The organism is Natrinema ejinorense (assembly GCF_002494345.1).
Taxonomy (GTDB): Archaea; Halobacteriota; Halobacteria; order Halobacteriales; family Natrialbaceae; genus Natrinema; species Natrinema longum.
In genome coordinates, this window is record NZ_NXNI01000001.1 from 3,292,722 (window position 1) to 3,319,127 (window position 26,406).

At 64.2% G+C, this 26,406-nt stretch carries 27 protein-coding genes; 19 read left to right on the plus strand and 8 right to left on the minus strand.

The features are described from left to right. Window positions 1-63 precede the first annotated feature (63 nt). Window positions 64-660 carry an FxsA family protein gene (locus CP557_RS16275; protein ID WP_097380869.1) on the minus strand — a complete coding sequence of 199 codons (597 nt, stop codon included), beginning with the start codon at window positions 658-660 and terminating at the stop codon, window positions 64-66. Window positions 661-798: 138 nt separating this feature from the next. Here CP557_RS16275 and CP557_RS16280 point away from each other — a divergent pair, with 138 nt between their 5' ends. After that, window positions 799-2,448: a DUF255 domain-containing protein gene (locus CP557_RS16280; protein ID WP_097380870.1), complete on the plus strand. Its 1,650-nt coding sequence runs from the start codon at window positions 799-801 to the stop codon at window positions 2,446-2,448. 82 nt (window positions 2,449-2,530) lie between these two features. Beyond that, entirely contained in the window at window positions 2,531-3,334 is an 804-nt protein-coding gene (locus tag CP557_RS16285; RefSeq protein WP_097380871.1) for a TrmB family transcriptional regulator, read from the plus strand. Between the two features lie 80 nt (window positions 3,335-3,414). On the opposite strand, the gene mptA is transcribed toward CP557_RS16285, so the two are convergent. Further along, window positions 3,415-4,341, minus strand: a complete 927-nt coding sequence (mptA, locus tag CP557_RS16290) for a GTP cyclohydrolase MptA (protein WP_097380872.1) — start codon at window positions 4,339-4,341, stop codon at window positions 3,415-3,417. A 441-nt stretch (window positions 4,342-4,782) separates the two neighbouring features. On the opposite strand from mptA, the gene CP557_RS16295 reads away from it, so the two are divergent. The 4 genes from CP557_RS16295 (at window position 4,783) to CP557_RS16310 (ending at window position 8,897) form a co-directional block, all read left to right on the plus strand. After that, the gene (locus CP557_RS16295; protein ID WP_097380873.1) at window positions 4,783-5,922 is read left to right on the plus strand and encodes a site-2 protease family protein; all 1,140 of its coding nucleotides are present in this window, start codon (window positions 4,783-4,785) and stop codon (window positions 5,920-5,922) included. Between the two features lie 146 nt (window positions 5,923-6,068). Further along, window positions 6,069-6,989, plus strand: coding sequence for a nucleotidyltransferase domain-containing protein (locus CP557_RS16300; protein ID WP_097380874.1), 921 nt, complete (start codon window positions 6,069-6,071; stop codon window positions 6,987-6,989). Between the two features lie 383 nt (window positions 6,990-7,372). Further along, window positions 7,373-8,137: a DNA-directed RNA polymerase subunit epsilon gene (locus tag CP557_RS16305; RefSeq protein ID WP_097380875.1), complete on the plus strand. Its 765-nt coding sequence runs from the start codon at window positions 7,373-7,375 to the stop codon at window positions 8,135-8,137. Window positions 8,138-8,243: 106 nt separating this feature from the next. Continuing rightward, on the plus strand, window positions 8,244-8,897 hold the full coding sequence (locus CP557_RS16310; RefSeq protein WP_097380876.1) for a DsbA family oxidoreductase: 654 nt from the start codon (window positions 8,244-8,246) through the stop codon (window positions 8,895-8,897). Here the strand turns inward: CP557_RS16310 and CP557_RS16315 are convergent, their stop codons facing one another. Then, window positions 8,898-9,734: an NAD(+)/NADH kinase gene (locus CP557_RS16315; protein ID WP_097380877.1), complete on the minus strand. Its 837-nt coding sequence runs from the start codon at window positions 9,732-9,734 to the stop codon at window positions 8,898-8,900. 222 nt (window positions 9,735-9,956) lie between these two features. Between CP557_RS16315 and CP557_RS16320 the strand changes: the two genes are divergently transcribed. The 11 genes from CP557_RS16320 (at window position 9,957) to CP557_RS16365 (ending at window position 19,398) form a co-directional block, all read left to right on the plus strand. Next, window positions 9,957-11,030: a KaiC domain-containing protein gene (locus CP557_RS16320; protein WP_097380878.1), complete on the plus strand. Its 1,074-nt coding sequence runs from the start codon at window positions 9,957-9,959 to the stop codon at window positions 11,028-11,030. Between the two features lie 132 nt (window positions 11,031-11,162). After that, window positions 11,163-11,402, plus strand: coding sequence for an amphi-Trp domain-containing protein (locus CP557_RS16325; RefSeq protein WP_097380879.1), 240 nt, complete (start codon window positions 11,163-11,165; stop codon window positions 11,400-11,402). 1 nt (window position 11,403) lies between these two features. Then, the gene (locus CP557_RS16330) at window positions 11,404-11,766 is read left to right on the plus strand and encodes a hypothetical protein (RefSeq protein ID WP_097380880.1); all 363 of its coding nucleotides are present in this window, start codon (window positions 11,404-11,406) and stop codon (window positions 11,764-11,766) included. A 201-nt stretch (window positions 11,767-11,967) separates the two neighbouring features. Next, entirely contained in the window at window positions 11,968-12,396 is a 429-nt protein-coding gene (locus CP557_RS16335; RefSeq protein ID WP_097380881.1) for a universal stress protein, read from the plus strand. A 123-nt stretch (window positions 12,397-12,519) separates the two neighbouring features. Further along, entirely contained in the window at window positions 12,520-14,055 is a 1,536-nt protein-coding gene (locus CP557_RS16340) for a hypothetical protein (protein WP_097380882.1), read from the plus strand. 198 nt (window positions 14,056-14,253) lie between these two features. Continuing rightward, window positions 14,254-15,219 (plus strand): transcription initiation factor IIB, encoded by a 966-nt coding sequence (locus CP557_RS16345; protein ID WP_097380883.1) that lies wholly within the window; start codon window positions 14,254-14,256, stop codon window positions 15,217-15,219. Between the two features lie 1,063 nt (window positions 15,220-16,282). Continuing rightward, window positions 16,283-16,921, plus strand: coding sequence for an Era-like GTP-binding protein (locus tag CP557_RS16350; protein WP_097380884.1), 639 nt, complete (start codon window positions 16,283-16,285; stop codon window positions 16,919-16,921). Window positions 16,922-16,926: 5 nt separating this feature from the next. Then, window positions 16,927-17,328 (plus strand): DUF2073 domain-containing protein, encoded by a 402-nt coding sequence (locus CP557_RS16355; protein ID WP_097381683.1) that lies wholly within the window; start codon window positions 16,927-16,929, stop codon window positions 17,326-17,328. Beyond that, window positions 17,328-18,188: an OapC/ArvC family zinc-ribbon domain-containing protein gene (locus CP557_RS16360; protein ID WP_097380885.1), complete on the plus strand. Its 861-nt coding sequence runs from the start codon at window positions 17,328-17,330 to the stop codon at window positions 18,186-18,188. Before CP557_RS16355 ends, CP557_RS16360 begins: the two co-directional genes overlap by 1 nt. Window positions 18,189-18,523: 335 nt before the next feature. Continuing rightward, entirely contained in the window at window positions 18,524-18,616 is a 93-nt protein-coding gene (locus CP557_RS23580; RefSeq protein WP_449406607.1) for a hypothetical protein, read from the plus strand. After that, on the plus strand, window positions 18,616-19,398 hold the full coding sequence (locus tag CP557_RS16365; RefSeq protein ID WP_097380886.1) for a DUF7089 family protein: 783 nt from the start codon (window positions 18,616-18,618) through the stop codon (window positions 19,396-19,398). Before CP557_RS23580 ends, CP557_RS16365 begins: the two co-directional genes overlap by 1 nt. A gap of 596 nt (window positions 19,399-19,994) precedes the next feature. On the opposite strand, the gene CP557_RS16370 is transcribed toward CP557_RS16365, so the two are convergent. Beyond that, entirely contained in the window at window positions 19,995-20,573 is a 579-nt protein-coding gene (locus tag CP557_RS16370; protein WP_097380887.1) for a DUF7090 family protein, read from the minus strand. Between the two features lie 442 nt (window positions 20,574-21,015). Between CP557_RS16370 and CP557_RS16375 the strand changes: the two genes are divergently transcribed. Continuing rightward, window positions 21,016-21,696: a class I SAM-dependent methyltransferase gene (locus tag CP557_RS16375; protein ID WP_097380888.1), complete on the plus strand. Its 681-nt coding sequence runs from the start codon at window positions 21,016-21,018 to the stop codon at window positions 21,694-21,696. Window positions 21,697-21,928: 232 nt separating this feature from the next. Here CP557_RS16375 and CP557_RS16380 read toward each other — a convergent pair whose 3' ends face one another. Together CP557_RS16380 and CP557_RS16385 are read right to left on the minus strand one after the other, a co-directional pair. Then, a complete protein-coding gene (locus CP557_RS16380; protein ID WP_097380889.1) occupies window positions 21,929-22,504 on the minus strand; it encodes a DUF1684 domain-containing protein in 576 nt (191 codons plus the stop codon). 168 nt (window positions 22,505-22,672) lie between these two features. Further along, on the minus strand, window positions 22,673-22,909 hold the full coding sequence (locus tag CP557_RS16385; RefSeq protein ID WP_097381684.1) for a DUF7127 family protein: 237 nt from the start codon (window positions 22,907-22,909) through the stop codon (window positions 22,673-22,675). A 245-nt stretch (window positions 22,910-23,154) separates the two neighbouring features. Here CP557_RS16385 and CP557_RS16390 point away from each other — a divergent pair, with 245 nt between their 5' ends. After that, window positions 23,155-25,530 (plus strand): ATP-dependent DNA helicase, encoded by a 2,376-nt coding sequence (locus CP557_RS16390; RefSeq protein WP_097380890.1) that lies wholly within the window; start codon window positions 23,155-23,157, stop codon window positions 25,528-25,530. 55 nt (window positions 25,531-25,585) lie between these two features. On the opposite strand, the gene CP557_RS16395 is transcribed toward CP557_RS16390, so the two are convergent. Then, window positions 25,586-26,083, minus strand: coding sequence for an adenylyltransferase/cytidyltransferase family protein (locus CP557_RS16395; RefSeq protein ID WP_097380891.1), 498 nt, complete (start codon window positions 26,081-26,083; stop codon window positions 25,586-25,588). Next, a complete protein-coding gene (locus tag CP557_RS16400) occupies window positions 26,080-26,406 on the minus strand; it encodes a DUF7521 family protein (protein WP_097380892.1) in 327 nt (108 codons plus the stop codon). The genes CP557_RS16395 and CP557_RS16400 overlap by 4 nt, the downstream gene beginning before the upstream one ends.

The following is a 26,406-nucleotide window of genomic DNA, read 5'->3' on the forward strand; positions in this document are numbered from 1 at the left end:
CGCACTCGGTAGTTGCCCGGTGGTACGTTTAAACGTTTCTTTCTCCTGGACCCGTGCGAACCGCTACCGACCGAGGGGATCGTCGTCTCGCTCGTCGTCCGCATCGTCCGTCCGCTCGTCGCCGAAATCGATCGTGTAGGCGTCCTCGTCGTCGCCGGCGACGGAGTACGCGTCCTCACCGAGGTCGTACGTTCCGCTATCGGCCGACTCGGTCCGTTCTCGGCCGGGTCCGCCTTCCGGGAACCCGAACGTCCAGACGCCGCCGCTGGCGAACCCGCCCGTCTTCTTGTCCACGTAGGGGACGATCACGAACCGCTTGAGCGCGGCACGGATCGGGATCCGGGTCAGCGGAACGGCGAGCAGGAACCCGATGCCGTCGGTCACCAGCCCGGGCGTCAACAGGAACGCGCCGGCGGCGATCAACAGCCCGCCGTCGAGCAGTTCGTTCGTCGGTGGGGTTCCCTCGGCCATCGACCGTTGCATCTTCCGGATCGTCCGTCGGCCTTCCGCACGGACGAGCAACATCCCGATCAAGCCCGTCAGGACGACGAGGAGGATCATCCCGACCCAGCTGAGGAACCCGAACTGAGTAACGATCACCGCGAGCAACACGGCGTCGAGAAACGGGATGAGCAACAGCGCGAAGATCCACCGGAGCATACCTCGACTAGGCTCCGAAGAGTGAAAATCCTTTACTCTCCGTCCCGCCTGCATCGCTCCCTCGAGCGAGCCGGTCGCGAACGCGGGACGAGCACACGCGAACGAAGGGCTTACCCTCGCCACGTGCGTCGCTCCGATATGGACGATACGACCCGCGTCGAGTGGCGCGAGTGGGGAGAAGCGGCCTTCGACGAAGCGGCGTCGGCCGACCGTCCCGTCTTGCTCTCGCTGACCGCGACGTGGTGTGATCACTGCCACGAGATGGACGAGGAGACGTATTCGGAGCCCCGGATCGCGGCCAACGTCAACGACAGTTTCGTCCCCGTCCGCGTCGACGTGGATCGCTATCCGCGCGTTCGCGATCGCTACAACATGGGTGGGTTCCCCTCGACGGTCTTTCTCGCCCCCGACGGCTCGGTGCTGACCGGCGCGGGCTATCTCGGTCCCGACGGGATGCGACAGGTCCTCGACAGCGTCCGAACCATGTGGCAGACCAAAGGCAGCGGCGCGGCGCGCGTCCCCCGGCCGCTGCGGGAGGACAACCCACCAGCCGGCGAGCTGACCCCCGCTATCGAAACGGGCATGCTCGGACACCTCACCGACACCTACGACGAGACTGCCGGGGGCTGGGGGGAAAGCCCGAAGTTCCCGCTGCCCGACGCCCTCGAGTTCGCGTTGAAACGCGACCGGGAGATGGCGCTGCGATCGTACGATGCGGTCGGCGCGAACCTGTTAGACGAGTACGACGGCGGCTTTTATCGGTTCGCGACCGATCGCGACTGGTCGGGCCTCCAACGCGAGAAACTGCTGGATTCCAACGGCGCGCTCGTCCGGGCCTTCGCCAACGCCTACCTGCTGACCGGCAAGGACGAGTACCGCGAGCCAGCCGATCGGACGATCGAGTTCCTGACGACGACGCTGTGGAACGACGAGGCCGACGCGTTCGCGAACAGCCAGGCCCCCGGAGAGGAAGACGCCCACAGTCTCGACGCGACGGACCGAGCGGCCGCCGCCGAGCCACCGGTCGACGACGGGGTCTTCGCCGGCTCTAACGCCCTTGCGATCGAGGGGCTGCTCACCTACTACTCGTATACCGACGACGAACGTGCCCGTCGGTACGCCGAACGGGCGCTCGCAACCGTCCGCGAGGACTTGCTCGTCGATGGCGTCGTCGCACACGCGCGCGAAGACGGCGTCGAACTCGGTCACGACGGCGACGCGGTGTGTCTCCTCACGAACCAGGCCCGTCTGCTGGCGGCGCTGACGACGGCCGCGAGCACCCTCGAGACGGAGACGCTCGCGGACGCGACGGCCGTCGCGGAGACGACGATCGACCGACTCCACGACGAGGATTCGTTCCTCGATGGCCCCGCCGAGGGCGTCGGCCTGTGCGATCGGCCGCTCCGGCCGCTCGATTCGAACGTCGCGTTCGCGGACGCGCTGATCGATCTGGCGGCCCTGACCGGCGAGGATCGCTATCGCGAGTTCGCACGGGAGACGCTCGAGGCCTTCGCCGGGGCCAGCGAGCGCTTCGGGGTCCAGATCGCCCGCTACGCGACGGCCGTCTCCCGACTGCTCGAGGGCCCGCTGGTGATCCAGGTCGCAACCGAACCCGGTTCGGACCTCCACCGGGCGGCGCTTCGCCTCGCGGACCACGAGAAAGTCGTCGTTCCCGACGCCGACGGCCTCGCGGCTGGAACGGCGCGGGCCGAGCGGGGCGATCACGTGTCAGCCCTTGCCGAAACTCCGGCCGAGTTGAGCGAACGCGTTCGGACCGTTCTCGACTGACGCTCGGCTCCCTACCGGCCGAACCCGCCGCATCGCCAAACTACCACAGCGTTTATGTTTCTTCAGTGGATTGCGTTTCGACATGGCCAGTCTCAGGGATCTCGGGCTTTCCGAGTACGAAGCTCGAGCCTACCGATCGTTGCTCACTACCGGCCCCACAACGGCCAAGGAGTTGTCCCGGGCGAGCGACGTCCCGATGGGGCGGATCTACGACGTGTTAAACAGTATCGAACAGTACAACCTGGTCCGGAGCCAGACCGCGAGCCGCCCGAAGAAGTACGTCGCCGTCGAGCCCTCGACGGCGCTCGACCGGTTGCTCGAGGACAAGAAACGCGAACTCGAGGAAAAGGCCGATCAGTACGAGTCGATCGTCGACGACCTCGCCGACGAACTCGACGCCGCCGAGCCGGTCGAAGAACAGTTCTGGACCGCCGCCGTCGGTCCCGAGGAGACGATCGATCTCCTCTTGGAGCGGCTGGCGGCCGCCGATCGGGACATCGTAATGGTGTCGTCACACCCTTCGCCCCAGTGGGACATGCAGGCGGTCAGCGAGGAGATCAACGCCCAACTCGAGGACGCGCTCGATCGTGGGGTTTCGGTCGATCTGTTGATGACTCGCGAGATGGTCGCTTCCATGTCGGAGGAGGTGGGGCGGCGCTATCGGGAGACCTTACAGCAACGCGACGACTTCGACGTCCGTACGCACGACGACGTCACGGGGTCGTTCAACCTCATCGACGGCGTCGAGGTGTGTATCCAGGTGCCCAACCCGCTGTCCTCGGGCGAGGCCTTCGGCATGATCGACCTGAAGGATCCGGAGTTCGCCGCGAACGTCCACGAGGAGTTCGTTCCGCGCTGGGAACAGGCCGAGCCCCTCGAGTTTTAGTGACGGTCCACGGCTGCACTGGGGGGTCGAATCCGGCGATCTGATCCCCGCCGACCCTGCAGTCGACGGGTAGAAGGGGACTAGTTGTCGATCTCGTCGCGGAGCGTCCCCATTTCGACGATCCGCTCGGCGTGGGCGTTGTGCTGGTGGATCGATTCGTCGTTGGACTGGCTCATCGTGATTACCGCGTCGTCGGCCAGGTGATCGAACTCGTCGACGACGCCTTCCGCCAGCGCACGGACGCAGTCCTCGACGAACTTCGCGTCGGCGTGGGCGTCGTACGTCATGTAGTCCTCGTCGGGCCGCTTCGCGAGGTTGTAGATCCGCGCGCTCATCGAGTCCCGAGCGATATCGATGATGTCGTTCAGATCGACCGACGGGTCGCCGTTGGCTTCGACGGTCAGCGTCGCGTGCCCCCGCTGGGAGTGGCCCGGCTGTGGCACTTCCTCGAGGAACGCCGTGATCGTCTCCTCCTCGACGCCCAGGTCCTCGAGCGTCTGCTTCGCGCGGGCCGTCGACATGCCCTGCGAGCAGGGGCAGACGGTCATGCCGGTGACCCGTGCACCGATCTCCTCGCGGGTGCCGTCCTCGGTCGCCGTCGCGGACGCGACGATGTCGACGGTATGTTGGGTCTCGCGATCGCTGGCAGGGGTCTGTTCGCGCCGCATGAACTCGGCCTCCATCGAGACCTCCGCCCGCGACGTGTAATCGTGGCGCTCGAGGAGCCGTTCGGCGGCCTCGCCACAGACCTCCTCGACGCCGTAGGCCTCCTCGCGGGTGGCGTCCTCCAGGATCTCGTCGATGACTTCCATGTTGCGGCTCATGTCCGCGCCCTTGCGCCAGCCGGGAAGATCGACGAAGACCTCGAACTCGGCAGTGAGAACGATCGGCCGCTTCCCCTCGCGGGCGATCTTGACGAGCTTGTCGACGCCGGTGACGCCGACCTGGCTCAGGCCGACAGTGACGTCGGGTGACGTCGCCTGCACGTCCGGCAACTGATGACTCATTGCCCGCATTCAGGGGAGCGATCGATTCAACCTTTCGGAACCAGTAGTTGTTGGCTCGACGGACCCGATAGTACCGCTGCCGTCTCGAGCGGGTCGTCGTTTCTTTAAGTGGTTCCCGTCACAAGGTGGAGCTATGACGGGACGAGCGCCGTTCTCTAGTGCGCCAATTCGGTAGTTGCGACGCGTTCGTTCTCGAGAGTCGACTGTATCCCGCTCGCGAACGGTTCGAAGATCGGTTGAGGCCGGAATACAGTAGTCACTGAACATTCGATCGCACGACGGGATTGCACTTAGTGTAAATCGTTTCGGTGGCTACGATCCCTTTCTTGCGGGACAGCCGACCGCTCCGGCGGGACTGCGGTTTTCTCGCGCGAGTAAACTTACGGACCGTCGAAGAGTCGCTTTCAGGTCACCTAAGGCCCCGGGGTGCTAGCAGGACGTGTGCGAAGCTACACTATCACGGAGATCTGGGATATCCCCATTCGGATCAACACCTCGTTGCTGATCTTCCTCCCGATCCTCGCGTGGCTCATCGGAAGCGGCCAGCAGATCGAACTGTACGCCGGGTTCATCGAAGGATTCACCGGCACGGGATTCGACCTCATCAGGCTCCGAGCCGGGGCGATGCCGTGGCTCATCGGTATCACGGCGGCAGTCGGCTTGTTCGTGAGCGTTACCCTACACGAACTCGGCCACTCGTGGGCCGCACTGCGATATGGCATCGAAATCGATTCGATCACCCTGTGGATCCTCGGTGGAATAGCATCGCTGAAGACGTTCCCGAAGGAGTGGGACCGGGAGTTCTGGATCGCCATCGCCGGCCCCATCACGAGCGTCCTCATCGCCGCCGTCTGCTATGCAGGCGTGCTCGTCGCGCCGACCTCCCTCCACGCGGTGCGGTTCGTCGTCGGCTATCTGGCGGTCACGAACCTGCTACTGGCAGGATTCAACCTCCTTCCCGCGTTCCCGATGGACGGCGGACGGATCTTCCGTGCCCTCCTGGCTCGTTCCCGTCCGTACGGCACCGCAACGCGAATCGCGGCGCGGGTCGGGGTCGCGTTTGCGTTCCTGTTCGCCCTCGTCGGCGTCTTCACCTTCCAGCTCATCCTCCTCCTGCTCGCCTTCTTCATCTACGGAGCCGCGACGACGGAATCGCGATCGGTGCTCCTCGACGAACTGCTCGAGGGAATCACGGTCGGAGACATCATGACCAGGGATCCCCCGACGGTCTCGGCCGACACGACGGTCGAGGAGTTCGGCGACCAGCTGCTTCGCGACCGGCGGTCGATCCATCTGGTTACGGATGATACCGGGACCGGCATCGGCGTCGTCACGCTCGCGGACCTCCGCACGGCTCGCGGCAACGACCGCGGGACGACCCGCATCGAGGACGTAATGGAGGCTGTGTCCCGCATCGAGTCGACCGCCGACGCCTTCGAGACGCTGGCCGTTCTGAACCAGACGGGGAGCGCGAACGCACTGGTCGAGGAGAACGGCGAACTCGTCGGCGTGCTCTCGAAAGCCGATTACGCACATGCCATAACGGTTCGACGTGGCTTCGGGAGTGAGGTCGCGGGGTAGCCCACTCGCAGGGGCGACAACTGTGAACTCACGTAACAGCGCCGTCCGGATCGTTCTTTAAGTGTCTCCCGTTACAAGGTGAAGCTACGAAGGGCATTTGGCACGCCGGCGTTCTCTCGTCTCCGTTCCACACTCGAGCCACAGCCATGGCCACTGTTCCCCCACGCATCCACGAAACGGTCGACGACCACCTGCGGGCGATCGAACGTACGTACGACGTCGCGGTCGCCGTCGCGGTCGCCCGCGGGAGCCACGCCTGGGGCGGGGCGAGCCCCGACAGCGACTACGACGTCGGCTTCGTCTACGCGCCGACCGATCTGCGCCGATACGCCCACCTCGAGGATCCCCCCGAAACGATCGTCGAGGACCGAGGCGAGTTCGAATATCAGGGCTGGGACGGACGGACGTTCGTCCGCCTGCTTTCCGAGTCGAACGAGAGTGCGATCGACCTGCTGCGGAGCCCGATCCGGTATCGACTCGCGTACGACCCCACCGACCTCGCCGACTACCTCGAGCGGACCTACAACCCGATCGACCTGTATCACACGTGGCGGGGCATCGCGACGAGCAACTACCGCAAGTACATCTCCCAGCATCTGGTCCGCACCGACGACGAACTCTTCCCGATCGTCGACGCCGACGACGAGGCGTTCGTCGTCGAAACCGACGACGGAACGATGACGGTCCCGGCCGACGACGAGCGCTTCACCGAGACGCAAACGAAACCCACGGTGAAGCGAAATCTGACGATCTGTCGAGCGGCGATGTCCGCGTACTACCTCGAAGAAACCGGCGAGCGTGGCGACCACGAGTTGCCGGCGCTCGAGTTCGAGCGGTTCCTGGACGAGCAGGCACCGACAGTCTTCGATCCCGAGCGGATCGAACGCGCTCGCGAGTTGCTCGAGCGGAAACGAAGGGGTGAGGGCGGGGTCCCGATCGGCGACGCCGTCGGCCGCGAGTTCGCTCACCCACCGAACCCGATCGACCCCGAAATTCACGCGAGAGCCGGCCCCGAGACCGAACGGCTGGACGAGTATCTCGACGAGTTACTCGCGGCCGTCCAGTAGCGACTCCGATCGTCGATCCGCGCATCCGTTTAAGTGCCTCTCGTCACAAGATGAAGCTACGACGGGAGAGACGCCCCGATTCTGGCGGGAGATTCAGTTCATTACAGCTCGGGCTGTCGGCAGCTCGACGCTGCTCGCTGGCTGGTCGTCCCTCGAGCGACCGTCGTTTAAGTACCTCTGGTCACAAGGTGAAGCTACGAAGGGCTTTTCGCGGACGGACGGTCCCGGTCACGAAGTCGAACGTCGCCGATACCGGAGCGACAGCGCCCGTCCCGTTCGAGGTCGCCGTGGCACTCGTTCCTGTTAGAAACGTTGTGTGTCCGGTTTCCAAGGGTATTGCGCGGAGCGAGCCTTTTTTACTCTCCCTCTCCGAGCGACAGACGATGCAAGACGACGGTGCCGACCCGAGTCCCGATCCCGAGCGACCCGTTGGGGCTGCAGACGGCGTCGCCCCCGACGACGAGCGCCGCCTCGAGACCCGTCCGGGGTCCGGGTCGCTCTCGCGGGCGGACGTCCAGCGCGATTCGACGGTCCGCCGGTGGGGCGTCGTCACGCCGAGCGCGACGGTCATCGGCCGCGCGGAGTCGCCCGAGGGAGACCTCTCCGAGAGCGTGCGCCGCCTCCACGACGAACAGCACGCGGCGACGCCGGGCTACAGCGAGCGCGCCCACCGTCTCGACCGGCTGCGAACCACGCAGGCGCTGTGTAACGCCCTCGAAGTGACGCCCTGGCAGCGCGATCTCGCGCTCGGCGTCATGGACGAGATCGACCTCACCGAGTTCGGGAGCCAGCGGGCGATTCCCAAGGTCGCACTGGTCGTGATCCGCCACGTCGTCGACGTCGATCGACAGCAATACTTCGGGCTCGACGAGATCGACGCGCAGGAACTCTCCGCCGACCGGATGGAGGACCTGTTCGCACAGTACCGGGCCCACGATATCACCGACGAAGAGCCGTTCAAGCGGCTCGCGGCCGAATACGGGCTGGATACGACCAGCCTGAATCGCTTGCGCCGAGTCCTCAAATCCCAACTCGACGACGAGCTGCCGGCGTACGGTCACAACCCCTACCGGGATCCGAACCTGCCGGACGTGACGGAGTCGAACACCGACAGTGCGAGCCGGGTAGCGACCGGATCCGAGAGCTGACCGCCCGGGGAACGACTACTCGAGTTGCGTCCGTGCCTCGTCTCGGTGGCGGCCGCTCGACTGCCGGTGACCGGCGACTTTTCCGTAACGGACACCTACCGAATCCATGGCTGACGCCGATACCGGATCGACGCCGGAGACCGGGGATCGACTAACGATCTACGCGGACTACGTCTGTCCGTTCTGTTATCTGGGGACGCGCTCGCTCGAGCAGTACCGCGACGGTCGCGACGAGCCCCTCACCGTCGAGTGGCATCCCTTCGACCTGCGACGCGGGAAGCGAAACCCGGACGGCTCGATCGATCACGACGTCGACGACGGGAAAGACGAGGGCTACTACGAGCAGGCCAAACAGAACGTCCGTCGGCTACAGGAGGAGTACGACGTCGAGATGACGCTGGATATCGCGACCGACATCGATTCGTTCGACGCGCAGGTCGCCTCGTGGTACGTCAACGGAGCGTATCCCGACCGCTGGGAGGCGTTCGACGAGGCGATCTACACGGCGCTGTGGCAGGAGGGACGCGACATCGGCGACGTCGAGGTACTCGCCGACCTCGCCGACGACGTCGACCTACCGGCCGACGAGATTCGGGAGGCGATCGCAGACGAGAGCCTCCAGGCCGAACTCGAGGAGCGATTCGCCCAGGCCCAGCAGACGGGAATCACCGGCGTCCCGACGTTCCTCTCGGACGGGCACGTCGCCCGCGGTGCGGTACCGCCGGAACACCTCGAGCGACTCGTGGAAGGCGACCAGTAACTATTCCAGCTTGTCGAGCGCGTCGAAGAAATTCCCCCGTGGGCCGACGAGCGTGACGGATTCGGCGGCGAGGGAGACCGATACCGTCGCCGGGGGCTCGAGGCGCTGTCGGTTGCGACCGTCGCTGATCACGTACGCGGTGTCGGTGTCGGAGACGGTGAGGGTGAGTTCGGTGTCCGGTTCGACGACCAGCGGCGGCATCGACTCGGTCGCGGCCATTTGCGTGACCACGAGGGTCTCCGCAGCCGGGTGGAGAAGTGGTCCTCCCTCGCTCAAGTTGTAGGCGGTCGAGCCCGTCGGCGTGGCCACGAGCACGCCGTCGGCGTGACTCTCGGCGTACTGCTGGCCGTCGACGCGGATCCCGACGGTCGCGCCGCCGCCGTTCCCCCGGCGGGGCCCGTGGACGACCACCTCGTTGAGGGCGGGCTCGAGCGTCCAGTCCTCGCCGACCCCGGTTGCCCGAAGCCGCGTCAGTTCGCGGCCCGCGACGGTTCCCGTTTCCTCGAGTTCGGTCACGAGAGCAGTGACGACGTCGACCGCGTCCGCGGGCGCGACGGCATTGAGAAAGCCGACTTCGCCGAGGTTGATGCCGAGGATCGGCGTCGAACCCACCTCGCGGGCCGTGAACAACAGCGTTCCATCACCGCCGATGCTCACGACGAGGTCACGACCCGCCATCGCAGCGACCGGGACGGTCGTCGCCTCGAGTGCCTCGCCGGTCGCTTCGTCGACGACGACGGTTGCCCCCTCGCGCTCGAGGGTCTCCACGAGGCTCCCGGCGAGTGTCTGTGCACGCTCGTTGTCACGCTGGGCGACGATTCCGACGGCAACGTCCATCGTCGGCGGATACCCGCCCCGTGATGAAAAAGCCACGCTTGTCCCGCCGACGGCAACAAAGTTAATCCGGTTGGAACGACTTCGGACACGTGAACTCCCGCGACGATCCCGTCGCAGTGTCACGTATGGCCTCCGTCTACTCGAATTACCCCCGTCACGTCGCTGTCGTCACCAGCAGTCGGATCCGCCAGCGACGCTCGCCCAGGACCGGACCCACGCCGGGTGGTCGCCGTGAGTGACGACACCGACGACTGGTTCGAACGGGCGCTCGAAGACGGGGAGACGGACGAGGAGCGAACGCCGCCGACACCCGAAGCCGAACCCACCGCTGGCGACGGTTCGGCAGGCGACGATGCCGGCGAACACGACGCTGACCCCGAGTCGAACTCGACACGGGAGGGGGATGTGGCGGAGACGACCGACGACGATGACCCCCTGTTCGAGGAGGAGTTCGGCGACGCGCTCCAGGACGTCGACGCCCCGACGACCGACGCTGTGGCCGATGGGGCGGCTACCAGCGGTCCCGAGGGGTTCGACGATCTCGATTTCGTGTTCGGGGGGAGCGACGAACCCGACTTCGACGAGGCGATCGACTCCGAACTCTCGCGACTCGAACTCGGCATCGAGGGGCTCGATCGGATGATCCAGGGTGGCGTTCCCGAGCGGTCGCTCATCGTTACGATGGGCAGCGCCGGAACCGGCAAGACCACGTTCGGCCTCCAGTTTCTCACCCACGGACTCCAGCAGGGCGAGCGAGCGGTCTTCATCACGCTCGAGGAAAGCCGCGAGCGGGTCATCAACAGCGCAACCGAAAAAGGATACGCGTTCGACGAGTACGTCGCCGACGGCCAACTCGCCGTCGTCGACGTCGATCCGATCGAGATGGCCAACAGTCTGGCCTCGATCCGGAACGAACTCCCCACGCTCGTCGAGGAGTTCGACGCCTCGCGGCTCGTCCTCGACTCGGTTTCCTTGCTCGAGATGATGTACAAGGATCGAGCGAAACGTCGCAACGAAATATACGATTTTTCCCGGAGTTTGAAGGAGGCAGGCGTCACCGCGTTGTTGACGAGCGAGGCATCCGAGGAGACCCCCTACGCCTCCCGATACGGCATCGTCGAGTATCTCACGGACGCCGTCTTCGTCCTCCAGTACGTCCGGCCGGACGACTTCCGGGAAACCCGGATGGCGATCGAGATTCAGAAGATCCGCGACGCCAACCACTCTCGAGAAAAGAAACCGTACGAGATTACGGCCGACGGGATCTCCGTATATCAGCAAGCCAACCTGTTCTAGCGACCGGTCCCGCGTGGCCGTGACTCAACTGGGGAATCAGTCGTCCGTTACAACAGCGGTTTCGGCAGTAACAACGGGTTAGGAACACGTTTGCAGCCCATACTTTTGCAGGCAGCTGTTCGATGTCCCCGCATGGCGCAACGGACGACAGCCGACGAGACGCTCCCTCGAGACGAACTCGCCGCCTACCTCCAGGAACTCGCGACGGAGTTCGGGCAAAGCGAGGCGGCAGTCACCGTGCCGGTCGGGAACAAGAACGTGTCGCTCGACCCGCCCCAGAACGTCGACGTCTCCGTCGAGGTCGTCGAACGCTCGTCGATGCTCCGGGGGAACCGTGAGACAGTCGAGATCGAACTGAGCTGGAAACCCTAACATGGCTGCCGCCGACTCCGTCCTTATCTTCGTCCTGAGCCTGCTCGTGGGAACGATCGGCATTCTCGCAGGCGCGCGGCTGGTGTTAGACAGGGATGCGAGCGTCGTGAACGCGGCGGTGACCGCGCTGATCGGCGCGGTCGCCTGGGCGATTACGAGTTTCTTCGTCGGGTGGGTTCCTATCCTGGGCGTGCTGTTGATGTTGATCATCTGGGTCGGAGTCATCAACTGGCGCTATCCCGGCGGCTGGGGATCGGCGGTCGCGATCGGCTTCATCGCCTGGATCGTCGCGGTCGCGATCGTCTACGCCTTCGCCGTCGTCGGGTTCGTGACGCCCGACGCCCTCGGGATCCCGGGCGTCTAGGTATCCCAGGCGTCTGGGGCCTGCACGGTGACGGCGGTCGGCTCGAACCGAGAGGACACCTCGAGGGCAGGGTGAACCGGACCACAGCCGCCGTGATGCGCCAGACGTGGACCCGAGACGCGGTTCGACGCGATGTTCCCAGCCAGGGGAACGGAAGGAAACCCCTTTTTCCGTCCGGGCGAGTGGTCTACGTAGACAGCGATGTACGAGACGATCCTCTTTCCGACGGACGGCAGTGAGCACGCGGCGACCGTCGCGGACCACGCGATCGACGTCGCGGCCACCAGAAACGCAACCCTGCACGTCCTTTCGGTCGTCGACGACCGCGCGTTTCTCGTGCTCGACGACGACCGCATCGAGCGCGTCCGCGAGGACCTCGAGACCACCGCTCGCGAGGCCGTCGACGAGGCGGCGACGCGCGCTGCCGATCACGGCGTCGAGACGGTGACTGCCGTCGAAACCGGCCACCCCGCCGAGTGTATCGTCGATTACGCCGCGACCAACGGGACGGATCTGATCGTCATGGGAACCAGCGGTGACGAGTACGAACGGAACGTCGTTGGAAGCGTCTCCCAACGGGTCGTCCGCGAGGCCCCCGTTCCCGTCACTACCGTCGGGCCCGGCGTTTGAATCGCCGCCCCCTCGAGACCCAAGGGACGACGATGCGATCGGTCGAGACCGTCCCCTCCCGGAGGAACGCGTATCGTCTCGGGAAGGTAGTTTGATGTATTCCCTGCCGCTAGCTATGGATAGATGCGCCGCTCGATCGTAATCACGGTCGTTTTGCTCGTTCTCGCGTTCTTGCTCGTCGGAGGGCCGTCGCTGCTGGTGTCGTTGTCGGCCGACCAGACCGCACCCGCCACGACGACCCAGACCGAGACGAAACCGACACCGAAGCTCGTCTCGCTCGAGGATTCCGAAAGCCGCTTCTGGCAGTATCTCAGCGCACGGGAAGGGTTCAAGCGGACGAGTCCGATCAACGTCGTCGTCCGCGGCGACACCGACGACGTCGAGCGGGTCCTGACCGACGCCGACGACGGCGACTGGTCCGAGATCAACGAATCGGAGGAGGAAGCACTCCCGGATACCTACTCGCTTACCGGCGGGAACGAATCAGACAACGAAACCGAGCCGACTAGCGGTACCGAATCCGATAACGAAACCGAGCCGACCGACGATAACGAATCCGACAGCGAAATCGAAGCGATCGACGAAGGCGGCACCGAACCAGTGCCGAACAACTCGTCGACGAACGCCACCGACGACGCGCCGCCGGACGAACCGCAGGGTCCCGCACCGAATCTCGACTGGGGGCAGGCCGACGGCGGCACTCGCTATGCGTACGTCGACCCTGGTCCGAACGAAAGCGGCTACTGGACGACCGAAACGCGCCAACTCGAGGACGGCGACTACTACGGACAGCGATACCACATTCGGCTCTACGAGAGCCCCAACGAGGACGACGACTGGGTCATCATGCAGACGCACTCGGAACACTTCGACTGGTTTACGCTCCGTCACCGCGTCCACGGCTCACAGGACGCCCAGACGAAAGTCGAGAACGACTTCATGGAACACCCGCGAGTCGACGTCCAAGAGGACGTCCACCGCATGTATCTCGACAACAGGAACTCCGCCGACGCCGACGGCTGGGCGACCGTCGTCGAACTCGCCGGGCTGGTGGTCGTTCCGACGATAGTCGGGGCCCGAACCCGCAGACGCCACACCAGCGGCCCCACCGAGACCGGAGAGTCCGCGAGCGAACGCGTCGCCCAGGGAACAGCCGCTGCGATCGACGACCACCTGACCGACGTCGATCGCCGCCGGCTGGCCGCCGCCTACGCCCGCCTCGAGGCCGGCCACGTCCTCCTCGTCTTTACGATCCTGGCGCTCTATCTCGGCGTTCGAATGGGTGGGCTCGCCCTCGAGCGCCAGGCCGGGTTTCTGACGCCACACCAGATCGCCGCGTTGTTGTACCCAGTGATCGGGATCGGAATTCCGGCCGCAACCTACCTTCTCGCGCGCGGACTCACGCGACGCCTCGACGCCGCCGTCGTCGCCGCCGGCTCGCTCGCGGTCGCGATCTGGCTCGACTACAGCCTGCTCGGCGTCGACACGCTTCCGGTGGATGTCGTCCTCCAACGGATGCTCGTCGTCGTTGCACTCGGCCTGATCGCCGCCGGCGCTGCCAAACGAGCCACCCGGCGGTCGAAATTCAACGATATGCTGCTCGTCGGCACGGTCATGTGGGTGCTCGTACTGGTCGGAACGCTCTTCGGGTACGTTTGAAATCGTCCGGTACGTTTGAAACCCGTCCACGAGGATTCGGTCCTCCTCGAGATCGTCGTTCTCCCTCGAAATCGTTGTTTCCCCTCGAGATCGTCTTTGTCGGCCGGGAAGCCGGAATATGGGATCGGAGCGATCGATTCGGGCGCGTGTCTTCGGTGGCGAGTCCTTAAGTCCTTGGAACATCGTTATCAACATGAAATGGCAAGCCCCACCCGTCAGCGCGAACGCGATCCTGAAACGACAACCAAAACACAGGAGTCGGAGCGTGAACGGGTGTGTGACGAGTGTGAGAGCGGAACGCTCGTCAAAAGCGAAGACCAGGGCGAACTCGTTTGCGATCAGTGTGGACTCATCGTCGAACAGGCAAACATCGACCACGGGCCCGAGTGGCGTGCGTTCAACCACTCCGAACGCCAGAACAAGTCCCGCGTGGGCGCGCCGACGACCCAGACGATGCACGACAAGGGGCTGACGACATCGATCGACTGGAAGAACCAGGACGCCTACGGTCGGTCGATCTCCTCGGACAAACGCAATCAGATGCGCCGCCTGCGAAAGTGGCAAGAGCGCATCCGAACCAAAGACGCCGGCGAACGGAACCTCCAGTTCGCACTCTCCGAGACCGACCGGATGGCCTCCTCGCTGGCGATCCCACGATCCGTCCGCGAAGTCGCCTGCGTCATCTACCGGCGCGCACTCGACGAAGACCTCATCCGCGGCCGCTCGATCGAAGGCGTCGCGACCAGTACGCTCTACGCCGCCTGTCGCATGGAAGGCATCCCCCGATCGCTCGAGGAAGTCGCCGCGGTCTCACGGGTCGAACGCAAGGAGATCGGCCGCACCTATCGCTACGTCGCCCAGGAGCTCAACCTCGAGATGGAGCCGGTCAACCCGAAGAAGTACGTGCCCCGGTTTTGTTCGGAACTCGAACTCTCCGAGGAAGTTCAGGTGAAAGCGAACGAGATCATCGATACGACGACCGAGAAAGGACTGCTCTCGGGGAAGTCGCCGACCGGCTACGCCGCCGCGGCGATCTACGCTGCCTCGTTGCTCTGTAACGAAAAGAAGACCCAGCGCGAGGTGTCTGATGTCGCACAGGTGACGGAAGTAACCATTCGGAACCGGTATCAGGAACAGATCGAAGCGATGGGCATTCACGATTGATCCCCACTGCAAGAGTGACGGAGAACTGCCGGACTGGAACGGAATGAGCGCAGTGGGAGCGTAGGCGCGCGGTTTTCGGCCTCGTTTTATTATCGATCCGCCACAGAATGTCACTCTGCTATAAACTCGGGATCGCGTAAGTTCCGTCGTCGGGAGAAGGTACAGTCAGTTCGGGTCACTACAGATCAGTCGGATCGTACGAGAACGCGGAAATCGCGATGAGGGGGAGTCACAGTATCACGTTATTGAATGACGTGTGGTATGAAATAGCGTGTGTCAGTGGCATAGCGTGTGTCAGTAGCGTGTGGTGAGATAGTGTGGTGAGACATCACATGGTGCGTGTTGTTCAATCTCGAGTGTGGGTGCGTTTGACGGATCGTGGGATATCGAGACTCTCCCCCCCCCCACCCCTTCGTTTCAAGTGGAACGCGTCACAGAGGTGGGTGGGGGTTCGATGGCGTTTTCGGATGGGAAGTTTTATTTCTATGGCAAGGAAACAGTATCCGCAGAACTAGCAGACTGAATTACTTTACTAGGGTATTGTTTGTGTTTACTAGTTCCTACTAGAACTACTTCTCTTAGCTGTCTAGGTTGCTAGACTCGTATCTATATTGCTAGAACGATCGCTATCGGTGAATTCGCCGCCGAAATCACCCTGAAACCCGCCTCGAGTCGAAACGGAGGGCTGGACTCCCCTCGATCGGGACCGTTCATTCCATTTCTTCACCCACTCCCTCGTGAGTCTCCACTTGAAACGAAGGGGTGGGGGGTCTCGGAACACGCACAGCCGTTCTCTATCAATATGATATTATTTAACATGGCGTGTGGTCTTCTGATACGGTATAGCATACGATACATCGTATCCTGATACACGTTCTCGCCCAGCTATCGCAACCAGCTATCGTTTCGTCTCTGGTACTCCGATCCGTCTTACAGATTCGAGGACAGTAACCGCCGATACTAATTCGTTGTCGTCGGATATTCTATACGTCTGACGTAGGCTTAAGTGGGTACAGTTTGTAGTACGCGCAGATGCACCCCGCGGTGCTGGAGGGCCCAATAGATGGGACTGTTCACAGAACTCAAAGATAGTATCTCTCGGGCTACGGATCGCCTGTTTTCGGAACAGGAGCCCAAACGAATCGGTATCTACGGTCCGCCCAATGCTGGCAAAACGACGCTCGCAAACCGTATTGCTCGTGACTGGACCGGTGATGCAGTGGGTGCGGAGAGTCACGTCCCCCACGAAACGCGTCGTGCACGGAGGAAGGAAAACGTCGAGATCGAACGGAACGGCAAGACGGTGACTATCGACATCGTCGACACGCCCGGCGTGACGACGAAAGTCGACTACGAAGAGTTCACCGACGAGATGGACAAAGAGGACGCCATCCGCCGTTCCCGCGAAGCGACCGAGGGGGTCGCCGAGGCGATGCACTGGCTCCGAGAAGACGTCGACGGCGTCATCTATGTTCTGGATAGCGCGGAGGATCCGATTACGCAGGTCAACACCATGTTGATCGGCATCATCGAGTCCCGCGAGCTCCCCGTTTTGATCTTCGCGAACAAGATCGACCTCGAGGAATCGAGCGTCAAGCGGATCGAGGACGCTTTCCCACAGCACAAGACCGTCCCTCTCTCGGCGAAGGAAGGCGAGAACATGGACGAAGTGTACGACAACATCGCGGAGTACTTCGGGTGACCACGATGCCAAAAGCAACCAACGCGGACGACTCGGATGCACCCGACGGCGTACAGATCGACCTGATCAGCGGCGAGCGCATGGACGGAATGGCGACGATGGAGAAGATCAGGATGATCCTCGACGGCGTCCACGACGGCAACATCGTCATCCTGGAGGAAGGTCTGACGCCCGACGAGGAGAGCCGGCTCATCGAGGTCACGATGGCCGAAATCAGCCCCGACGAGTTCAACGGCATCGAGATCGAGACCTATCCCAAGTCCGAGACCAGAGATTCGTCCCTCCTTGGCCGTATCATGGGGAGCGACGCCGGGGAGGCGAAGCTGACGGTGATCGGTCCTGCCAATCAGATCGAGACGCTCCACAAGGACGAAACGCTCATCAGCGCGCTCGTGTCCCGTAACTAATGCCACATCAGTGTACGAACTGCGGCCGAACGTTCGCCGACGGCTCCAAGGAGATGCTGTCGGGGTGTCCCGACTGTGGCGGGAACAAGTTCCAGTTCGCGCCGCCGACGGCCGCAGCCGAATCGTCCACCGGATCCGCGGACTCGGGAGCGGTCGATACGGCGAATCCATCAGCGGAGGCTCCCGCTTCGGAGTCGGACAGCGTCACGACGCGCGCCGCGGAGACGGTTCGTGATTGGGTGTCCGCTGAATCCTCTCCGGCTTCCGACGACTCGAGCGGGCCGGGCGACTCGAGCACGACGCCGGAGGGAGGGTTCGACGAGTGGCCCGAGACGGCACGCCGACCCGCCGATCGAGCTGGCTCTTCGGACGAGACGGCCAGTGACTCCTCGAGTGGGACCGAGACCGACGACCGAGCGGAATTCGACGGAAGCGACGACCGAGCGGAAGCAGAGTGGTCGACACGGTCCGATCGTGAGACGACCGCGACGATGGCGACCGACGAGAACTCGGCCCAAGCGGACGCCCGCAGCGACGTCGTTCCCGCGGACGATCTGCCATCTCACGCCGGCGATGCCGACGGGAGCGTCGACGATACCGACGGGAGTGACGATCCCGACCAGCCGCCGGAGCACGGCCGCGTCGTCAGCGAACCCAGCGGTCAGCGACCGTCGATCGAAGAACTGCGTGCGGAACTCAACGAACAGTTCGAGAGCATCAAGATCGTCAGGCCGGGACAGTACGAGCTCAATTTAATGGAACTCTACAACCGCGACGAGTACATCATCTCGCTGCAAGAAGACGGCCGGTACGTCATCGACGTCCCGGATTCCTGGCACGGCGACGACGGCGACGAGTAATCTCGACGATAGCCGGACGCGACCACGATCGGGACTCCCATCTCCGCTCTCCATCACACCGGATCGTTTCAACTGCACGGTCCGCTTTCCCTGGACTTCACGTTCTCCTCCATACGGTTTTCGTTCCACGCGAAATCATCGTTTGGTACCGGTAAGCCGGTTGATCGGGTATCGCGGTGTCGACGAGAAACGATGGGGAACCGTCTCTCTCTCGAAGGTTGTCGTACTCCCCGCCCAGTCGGGAAACGCAGTTTCCACGTCGGAGAGCGAGTGGAACCGACCGAGAGCGAGCAGAGACAGGTGGATTTAAGCGACGCGGACACCACCCCACGAATATGAGTACCGCAACCAAGGTCGTTCTCGCCACGGTCGCCGTATCGGCGTTGCTATCGATCCTGCTCGTCTTCCAGGGAGCCTTCGCCGCCTAATGTTTCAGGCTCGAGCGCTTTCGGATCGGGTCGAGGCCGTCCGCGAGACCCGCACGCCCGACGTGCAGGTTCTCGACTGCGAGCGGGATTTCGAGACGCTGGCCCCCGCACAGGCCGAGGACCTCGGCTTGCTCGTCGATGCACTCGAGCCCGCGAGCTACCCCGACGCCTGGCTGCCCGACGATGCGCCGACCCTCCTGGCCCGGTATGCGAGTTCGGATTTCACCATCGGGATGCCGGGGGACGGCAGCGTCGTCTGGACCCGCCAGACCGAGCCGCCGATCGTGCTCGTCAAACCGCGGGTCGAGGGCTCGCCCGAGTCGTTCGTCGACTTCCTGATCGCCGAAGCGCTCGTTCAGGTCGACCTCGAGGTGCCCGAACAGTTCATCGGCTTTTTCGAGGAGACGTATCGTGACCTCGATCGCGCGGTCGCGCTCGACCCGAACGGGACGTACCAGGTCGCGGCGGCGCTGTACGACGGGTGGGTCGGACTCCAGACGCGCGAGGTCTTCGCGGACTGGCACGACGAGCATCCGGAACTCGCCGACGCCTGGCAGGACGCGGGGACGCGACTCGAGGACCGCGTGTCGGGGCTCCCGCGCGCGGTCGCGCGCGGCGAGACGGATTTCGCGGACGCGACGGAGCTGGCGTGTGCGGCGATCAAGCACGCGATCGAACTCCCGGCTCCCTTCGCGGCGCTCGATACCGAGGCGTATCTGGACCACGGACCGGAGTATGCGGTCCAGTGGGCCCAGAAGACGTTCGACTCGCTCGAGGAGTAGCGACGTCGCCCCATCGGTTCGACTCGAGTCCCCGCGGCTTCGAGTGTTCGTAGCCTCGAATCCCGTCTGTTGGGTCGATATCCGTCTGTTGGGTCGATATCCGTCTGTTGGGTCGATATCCGTCTGTCGAGTCGGTGTCCGTCTATCGAATCGGTCCCTGTGTCGTGAATAGCAAGGAACAACACGGTGAGCGTCCTGTTCTGGCTGGCAACGGGGACGTTCCACGTCCTCCCCAGCCGATTCGTTCGCGACTCGAGGGGTTCACGTCGTTCACCCCGCTCGTCGCTCACTCATCCCTCGCGTGCGTTCGACCGACAGTTCGCCATCCTCTCGCGGTTCCCTCCGGTCACCGCTCGCTTCCGTCGGCCCTCACTTCGTTCGGGCCTCCCTGTGGCTCACTGTCGGTCAGCACGCGCCACCGCAGACGGTCGTTCAGTATGCGCTTCTGTGAGTTTCCGGTAGGTGCTCCGGGTATCTGGGGAGGACCTGTAGCGGTGCTCCGGGCAGGTTCGTTACCGCTGTTTTGAGTAGTTCCGGTACCCTGTACGGTTCTCTCTTGGCGCTCTTCGTGGGTAACCCGAACGTCGTGGTGGCGCTCAGAACTCGGCGTCGACGCTGCCGTCCTCGTCGAGGTCGATGATCCCGTCGAACAGGGCACGGAACTCGTCGACGAGCGCTTCGTCGTGGGGTTCCTCCGAGAGATGAAAGAGACCGACGGCGTCGTGTTCTACGAGCAACTCGAGGATCCGCTCGACGGCCTCGAGGGCCTGCTCGTCGCCGGCGTAGTAGGCGAGTTCGGTGACGGAGTCGAAGCTGATGCGGAGTTTGCCGTCGTGGTCGGCGAGGAAGCCATCGATGTGGTCGACGATGCCGTCGACGTCGTCGGGGGCGGCGACGTAGTGGACGGTATCCGAGGAGCGCCGGGAGTAGCCGCGTTCGATGCTCAGCGTATCCAGGATTTCGGCACGCTCTTCGTCGACGTCGTAGTACTCGAGTTTCTGTCTGACTTCGCGGGCGGTGGTTCGCGTCGAGACGACGAGGAAGTTGTCAGTGTCCGTTTTGAGGAAATCGGTATCGATACGGTCGGTTTCGCCGGTGCTCGGATGTAAGAGGAGGACGCCGGTCCCACCCGGTACCGTCTCCGGTGTGCCGTCTATTTCAAGCGCATACTCCATAGTGGCGTGAACAACTTTCGGCACTCCCTTAAGCGTGCGGATGTCTCTCCTGTCGGGGAGTTAGTTCCGGAACGGAAGGAAGGGTCTGGCAAACTGGCGAGGGTGGGACAGTACGACTCACCGAGCGTCGAACGAAATCCGGATGCCCACGGATTTCGGTCACCGACGACCCTTCACTCTCAATTATTTAGGCAAGCCTAAAGAAACTGTCGGTGGTTCTCGGTCCCGTGAGAACGGTGAGCATCCCCCGACCAGCGTCCCCGAAACGAGGAGTTCGACTCGCGAGGTCGGCTCGTGATACGCGCGTTACGCTATCCGTGGGCCCTGTACACCAGCATGGGTCAGTGTGACGTGTCATCTCTGGACACTAATCTCGGGGATCGAACCCGACGACTGTGTGGATGCGAACGCGTTTAGGCCCACGGAACCCACAATCCGTCATATGAGCGTACGCGAGGAGTTCGACGACTGGGCGACGAGCGGCCGCGATAAGGGTATGGAGGACCGCCACTGGCACACCGCGAAGCACGCCCTCGCGCGGATGCCGGTCGAAGCCGGCGACACCGTTCTCGATCTCGGTTGTGGCAGCGGTTACGCCGGGCGAGCGCTTCGTGACACGAAAGCCGCCGGCCGGGTGTATGGTCTCGATGGGTCACCCGAGATGGCCCGCAACGCGGCGGGGTATACCGACGACGAGGCCGTCGGCTACGTCGTCGGGGACTTCGACGACCTCCCCTTTGCCGACGACTCGATCGATCACGTCTGGTCGATGGAGGCGTTCTACTATGCGGCTGATCCCCACCACACGCTCGAGGAGATCGCACGGATCCTCCGACCCGGCGGCACCGTCTACTGTGCGGTCAACTACTACGAGGAGAACGTCCACTCCCACGAGTGGCAGGAGTTCATCACCGTCGAGATGACACGCTGGGACCGCCAGCAGTATCGCGAGGCCTTCCGCGAAGCGGGGCTGTCCGTCGCCGAACAGGACACCATTCCCGACCGCGAGATCACGATTCCCAGCGAGGCGGAGTTCCCGACCGACGACTGGGACAGCCGCGAGGAGATGGTCGAGCGCTACCGCGAGTTCGGCACGCTGCTTACCGTCGGCGTTGCCCCCTGACACCGCACGATCCCTTTCCCGTGGCGAATCGCCGATCGGAACCCCCTGGTTTCCACTCGAGGTGCGAGACCGATGGACACAGGCCGTCAGGCGCCAGCTGACTCGAGTCGAAACCAACCTCTCCCCCGGTTGGAAACGCGACGGACGTGATCGGTCACCGTTATCGAGGTGGAGGCTCCGTTCTCACGGAGCGCGGGGCCCGTTGCCCCCGAGCGAAGTCGGGTGGGGTCGCTTACTCGTCCCGTTCGCCGGCCGGAACCGTCACGTCGAGCCAGTTCTCCTCGGGCGGGAGCGGGCAGTCGAACGTCTCGCTGTAGGCACAGAACGGGGAGTACGCCAGATTGAAGTCCACGACGAGCTCGTCGCCGTCCTCGAGATCCCGCTCCGGCTCGAGTTCCATGTATCGACCGCCCTGGTAGCTCTGCTGGCCCGTCGTCTTGTCCCGGAACGGGACGAACAGCGGCTGTTCGTTCGGGCTCTCCTGTCGGTAGGCCGCGAGTTCGAAGGTGCCGTCTTCCAGGGCGTCGTCCTCGCGGTCGAGCTCGAACGCCAGCGTCGCGACGCGGAGATAGCGCATCTCTCGGCCTGCGGTGGTGTCCATCAGGACGACTTCGGGATCGTCGTGGACCGTCGCCGTCGCGGTCACGCGGTAGGTCGGATCCGGGTCGAAGTACTCGAGCCCCTCGAAGTCCTCGCGCTCTTCGGGCGGGATCGGCGACTGCGGGTGATCGGCGAAGAACTCGTCTTTCTCGGCGCGTTTCGACTCGAGTTCCTCGCGCCAGCGGTCGACGTCGATGGCATCGCTCATAGTCGGAGTAGTCGACGGATCCGGGAAGGCGTTGCGTTTCCGTCCAGTCCGTCTCGGGAAACCGGTGTGTACACCGCAAAAACGCTTACCGGACGGTCAAACCACAGGACGATCGACTGAGAGTCGAATCGGTGGGTGGCAATCGTCGGTGCCGGGTCGAACGTGGCGTTACTCTTCGATCGTGAGCACGCCGTTTCGAGCGGAGACGTCGCTTGCCTCGGGCGGCAACTCGAACTCGAACTGATCGTCGTCTGCTACGATGATCGCAGTCGAGCCCACGACGTCGACCGAAATGTCGGCTGCCGTGTTACCGAAATCGACGACGATAACGCTGCCGGTGTCGTATTCGAACGTGCGAACGACGGCGTCTCGATCGACGTTCTCGAGTGAGCGAGGGACTTTCACACACGTCCGTAGGGACTCAGCTAAGTAAAGCATCACGCCGGCAGCAATCGACGGGACGACAGTCATAAACGGAGATTCGTTCGTCCCCGTTCCATCACCGTCTATCGGCTCGAGTCGTGACGAAGCGCGTCGCGGGTCTCTCCCGAGAGACTCGTCTCGACGCCCGAATCCCGACCTTTATGACTCGAGGCGGGGCCACTCCAGTCCGTCAACGCTATGACTGACCGACGATGAGTACTGGCAGCATGACGGACTGGCGGACAGTGTTCGGCCACGAGCAGCCCTACGAGCCGCAGGTCGACGGCATCGAGACGGCCATCGACACCGGGCAGGAAGGCGGCTACACCGTCATCGAGGGTGCCTGTGGCACCGGAAAGACGATGATCGCGCTTACGGCGGGGATCGACCTCGTGCGCGATCCCGACACTGACTACGAACGCGTGCTCGTGCTCACGAGCGTCAAACAGCAACTGCGCCAGTTCGAAGCGGACCTCGAGACGATCAACGAGACCCTCCCCGCCGACTGGGACCCGGTTTCGGGACTCACGCTCGTCGGGAAGGCCGACGTCTGTCCGTACAACCGTGAGAACGCGGCGGGGATCGACGACGCCAACGTCTACGATCGCTGCGAGACCCTGCGGGATCGCACCCGCGACCTCACCGGCGAGGGCGGCGACACGACGGCCAAAAACCTGGCCGCTCGGGCCCGAAGCCAGCAGATCGGGCTGGCCGACAGCGGCAGCCAGTCGAAAAACACGTTCCTCGAGACCGCGGGCGAACCCACGCCCTACCCGCCCGAGCTTCCCGAGTACGGTGAGGGTGGTCCCGTCGGAGCCGAAACGGAGTACTGCCCGTTCTACGCGCAGTACCTCGAGGACTTGCCCGACGACGAGGAGAACGGATCGGCCGCAGAAGCAGTTCCCTACGATTTCACCGACGCCGGCATGGTCACGCCCGAGGACCTGGTCGCCCGGTCGGTCACACACGGCACCTGTCCCCACTCCGTGATGGGGGCCGCCCTCGGCGAGGTCGAGGTCGTGATCGGGAACTACTACCACGCCTTCGATCCGCGGACGGTCGGCTCCTTTACCGGCGCGCTACTCGACGAGTCGACCTTCGTCGTCTGCGACGAAGCCCACATGCTCGAGCCGCGCGTCCGCGATCTGGTCAGCGACGGGGTCGCCGACAGCACGCTCCGGGACGCCGAAACCGAACTTTCGCGGGTCATCCAGCCGATCAAGTTCGAACGCGAGGGGCGGCAGGCCGAAGGCGGTTCCAAGACCGCCGACGCCGACCTCGTCCGCGGAGAGCTGAACGATAGCGACGTCTCGTTCGAGGAACTCAATCGAACGCTCGAGTTCGTCCGGGACCTCCGGGAGGAACTCGACCGCCGGGTCAGGACCCACCTCGACCGGAACTACCGGGGCTGGCAATCGAATCTGAACGACCTTCACGACGAGGAGATCCCGCTCCGCGACCCGGGTGAGCCCGCCGAGGACGAACTCTCGGAGTGGGCCAGGGAGGCGGGCTACGGCGACGCCGACTGGGTCCGCGCCGAGGCCGTCGGCGCGATCGTCGAACGAGTCCTGAACGAGGCCGAAGACGAGGACCGAACCCGCGCCGCACCCGCCGTCGGGCGCGTGCTCGGGGAGTGGTATCGCCGCGGCCACACCGACTACTTCCGGGAGATCGAACTCGAGCGCACCTGGGATGACACTGAACCAGCGGACTCGTGGCGGCGGGCCTACAACGCCCGACTCGCCTTGCACAACTGCGTCCCGAGCGACGCGATCGGCGACCGCCTCGGGCACTTCGGCGGCGGAATACTCATGAGCGCGACCCTCGAGCCGATGGACGCGTTCACGGAAGTCACGGGGCTCCAGTACCTCGCACGCGAGGAGGACCGACCGGTCGTCGAGCGCCGGTACGGCCTGCACTTCCCCGCGGAGAACCGCGAGAGCTTCGCGGTCGCCGCGCCGAAGTATACCTACGACAATCGCGGCAGCCCGGGAGAAGACAATCCGACGCGCCGATCCTACGCCGACGCGATCGGGAAGGTCGCCCGCCTCCCCGGCAACGTCCTCGTCGGGATGCCCAGTTACGCCGAAGCCGAGTGGACCGCCGGCGTCCTCGAGGACCGAGTCGAGAAGCCGGTTCTGCTCGATGCCGCGAGCGACGACGAGACGACCCAGTCGCTCAAAGACGAGTTCTTCGCGGGCGAGGGGAAGGTACTCGTCACGAGCCTCCGGGGTACGCTGACCGAGGGCGTCGACTACAGCGGCGACCGCCTCGCCGCGGCGGTCGTCTGTGGCGTCCCGATCGTCAACACGTCGAGCCCGCGGACGAAAGCCGTCCGCCGGGCCTACGACGACGAGTTCGGCGACGGCTTCACGTACGCGCTGACGATTCCCGCAGTCCGGAAGGCCCGGCAGGCGATCGGCCGCGTCATCCGCAGCCCCGAGGACGTCGGCGTTCGCGTCCTGCTCGACGAGCGCTACGCCCGCGACAGTTGGGACTCCGTTCGGCCCTACCTCCCCGACGACGGCGAGTTCCAGACGGTGAGCCCGGACATGCTCGACGTGGGCCTCGAGCGGTTCAGGGGGCGGCTCAGTTCACGGTAACGGCGAGCGCCCTCGACGTTCGATCTGCAGATCCGGACTCGAGTGGCGTTCAGTTTCAATCGTCGGACCCGGACTCGAGTGGCACGCGGTTCCCGTTCGGATCTCGCTTTCGTTCCGCGAGCACCCGTTCGACGATGTCGCTGCTCGAGTACACCTCGGTTCCGTCGGGCTCGAGTCCGTTCGCGCGTTCGACGCGGCAGTCGATCCCCCACTCGGCGAGCAGCCGTTCGATTTCGTCGTCGTCGTGGTGTTGGTCGTGCCCGAGGACGAGCACGTCGGGATCGATCTCGCGGATCGGAACCGAGAAATCCTCCGGGTGGCCGAGTCGGGCGTGATCGACCGCCTCGAGCCCCGCGACGACGGTGCGTCGCTGTTCGCCCGACAGGACGGGTGCCGGTTTGTGCGTGACGCTCTCCGCACGGGCAACGACGACGTGGAGTTCCTCGCCCATCGCGGCGGCCGCCTCGAGGTAGTGGATGTGCCCGGGATGGAGAAGGTCGAAGGTGCCCTGTGCGACGACGCGGGTGGCCTGTGGTGGTGCGCTCTCAGTCATAGCGATAGTTCGTGACGAACGGTCATGTTCGCCGTTTCTGCGTACAGCGAGTACAACAGGATCCCGAATCCGAGTGCGGTGGCCCCACTCTGGATGGCGACCCCGAGCCCGACCGGATTGCCGACGCCGAGGCTCCCGCCGAACAGGTGGACGCCCCCGCCGAGGAGCGACCCGGCGACGATGACACCGAAGCCGACGGCGACCGCTCGCAGTGCGGTGGCACCGGTTCGTCGGAACGCCCGATAGGCCAGCAGTGCGACTGCACCACCTGTCAGTACCGTCGCCGTGTTCGCGGTCGCGATGAAGAGCGTGTAGTCGTTCAT

What these genes read in the sequence shown, in the direction of transcription:
- CP557_RS16275 (WP_097380869.1), bottom strand. Translation starts at nt 660, where the DNA reads ATGCTCCGGTGGATCTTCGCGCTGTTGCTCATCCCGTTTCTCGACGCC.
- CP557_RS16280 (WP_097380870.1), top strand. Translation starts at nt 799, where the DNA reads ATGGACGATACGACCCGCGTCGAGTGGCGCGAGTGGGGAGAAGCGGCC.
- CP557_RS16285 (WP_097380871.1), top strand. Translation starts at nt 2,531, where the DNA reads ATGGCCAGTCTCAGGGATCTCGGGCTTTCCGAGTACGAAGCTCGAGCC.
- mptA (WP_097380872.1), bottom strand. Translation starts at nt 4,341, where the DNA reads ATGAGTCATCAGTTGCCGGACGTGCAGGCGACGTCACCCGACGTCACT.
- CP557_RS16300 (WP_097380874.1), top strand. Translation starts at nt 6,069, where the DNA reads ATGGCCACTGTTCCCCCACGCATCCACGAAACGGTCGACGACCACCTG.
- CP557_RS16305 (WP_097380875.1), top strand. Translation starts at nt 7,373, where the DNA reads ATGCAAGACGACGGTGCCGACCCGAGTCCCGATCCCGAGCGACCCGTT.
- CP557_RS16310 (WP_097380876.1), top strand. Translation starts at nt 8,244, where the DNA reads ATGGCTGACGCCGATACCGGATCGACGCCGGAGACCGGGGATCGACTA.
- CP557_RS16315 (WP_097380877.1), bottom strand. Translation starts at nt 9,734, where the DNA reads ATGGACGTTGCCGTCGGAATCGTCGCCCAGCGTGACAACGAGCGTGCA.
- CP557_RS16325 (WP_097380879.1), top strand. Translation starts at nt 11,163, where the DNA reads ATGGCGCAACGGACGACAGCCGACGAGACGCTCCCTCGAGACGAACTC.
- CP557_RS16330 (WP_097380880.1), top strand. Translation starts at nt 11,404, where the DNA reads ATGGCTGCCGCCGACTCCGTCCTTATCTTCGTCCTGAGCCTGCTCGTG.
- CP557_RS16335 (WP_097380881.1), top strand. Translation starts at nt 11,968, where the DNA reads ATGTACGAGACGATCCTCTTTCCGACGGACGGCAGTGAGCACGCGGCG.
- CP557_RS16340 (WP_097380882.1), top strand. Translation starts at nt 12,520, where the DNA reads ATGCGCCGCTCGATCGTAATCACGGTCGTTTTGCTCGTTCTCGCGTTC.
- CP557_RS16345 (WP_097380883.1), top strand. Translation starts at nt 14,254, where the DNA reads ATGGCAAGCCCCACCCGTCAGCGCGAACGCGATCCTGAAACGACAACC.
- CP557_RS16350 (WP_097380884.1), top strand. Translation starts at nt 16,283, where the DNA reads ATGGGACTGTTCACAGAACTCAAAGATAGTATCTCTCGGGCTACGGAT.
- CP557_RS16355 (WP_097381683.1), top strand. Translation starts at nt 16,927, where the DNA reads ATGCCAAAAGCAACCAACGCGGACGACTCGGATGCACCCGACGGCGTA.
- CP557_RS16360 (WP_097380885.1), top strand. Translation starts at nt 17,328, where the DNA reads ATGCCACATCAGTGTACGAACTGCGGCCGAACGTTCGCCGACGGCTCC.
- CP557_RS23580 (WP_449406607.1), top strand. Translation starts at nt 18,524, where the DNA reads ATGAGTACCGCAACCAAGGTCGTTCTCGCCACGGTCGCCGTATCGGCG.
- CP557_RS16365 (WP_097380886.1), top strand. Translation starts at nt 18,616, where the DNA reads ATGTTTCAGGCTCGAGCGCTTTCGGATCGGGTCGAGGCCGTCCGCGAG.
- CP557_RS16370 (WP_097380887.1), bottom strand. Translation starts at nt 20,573, where the DNA reads ATGGAGTATGCGCTTGAAATAGACGGCACACCGGAGACGGTACCGGGT.
- CP557_RS16375 (WP_097380888.1), top strand. Translation starts at nt 21,016, where the DNA reads ATGAGCGTACGCGAGGAGTTCGACGACTGGGCGACGAGCGGCCGCGAT.
- CP557_RS16380 (WP_097380889.1), bottom strand. Translation starts at nt 22,504, where the DNA reads ATGAGCGATGCCATCGACGTCGACCGCTGGCGCGAGGAACTCGAGTCG.
- CP557_RS16390 (WP_097380890.1), top strand. Translation starts at nt 23,155, where the DNA reads ATGACGGACTGGCGGACAGTGTTCGGCCACGAGCAGCCCTACGAGCCG.
- CP557_RS16395 (WP_097380891.1), bottom strand. Translation starts at nt 26,083, where the DNA reads ATGACTGAGAGCGCACCACCACAGGCCACCCGCGTCGTCGCACAGGGC.
- CP557_RS16400 (WP_097380892.1), bottom strand. Translation starts at nt 26,406, where the DNA reads ATGAACGACTACACGCTCTTCATCGCGACCGCGAACACGGCGACGGTA.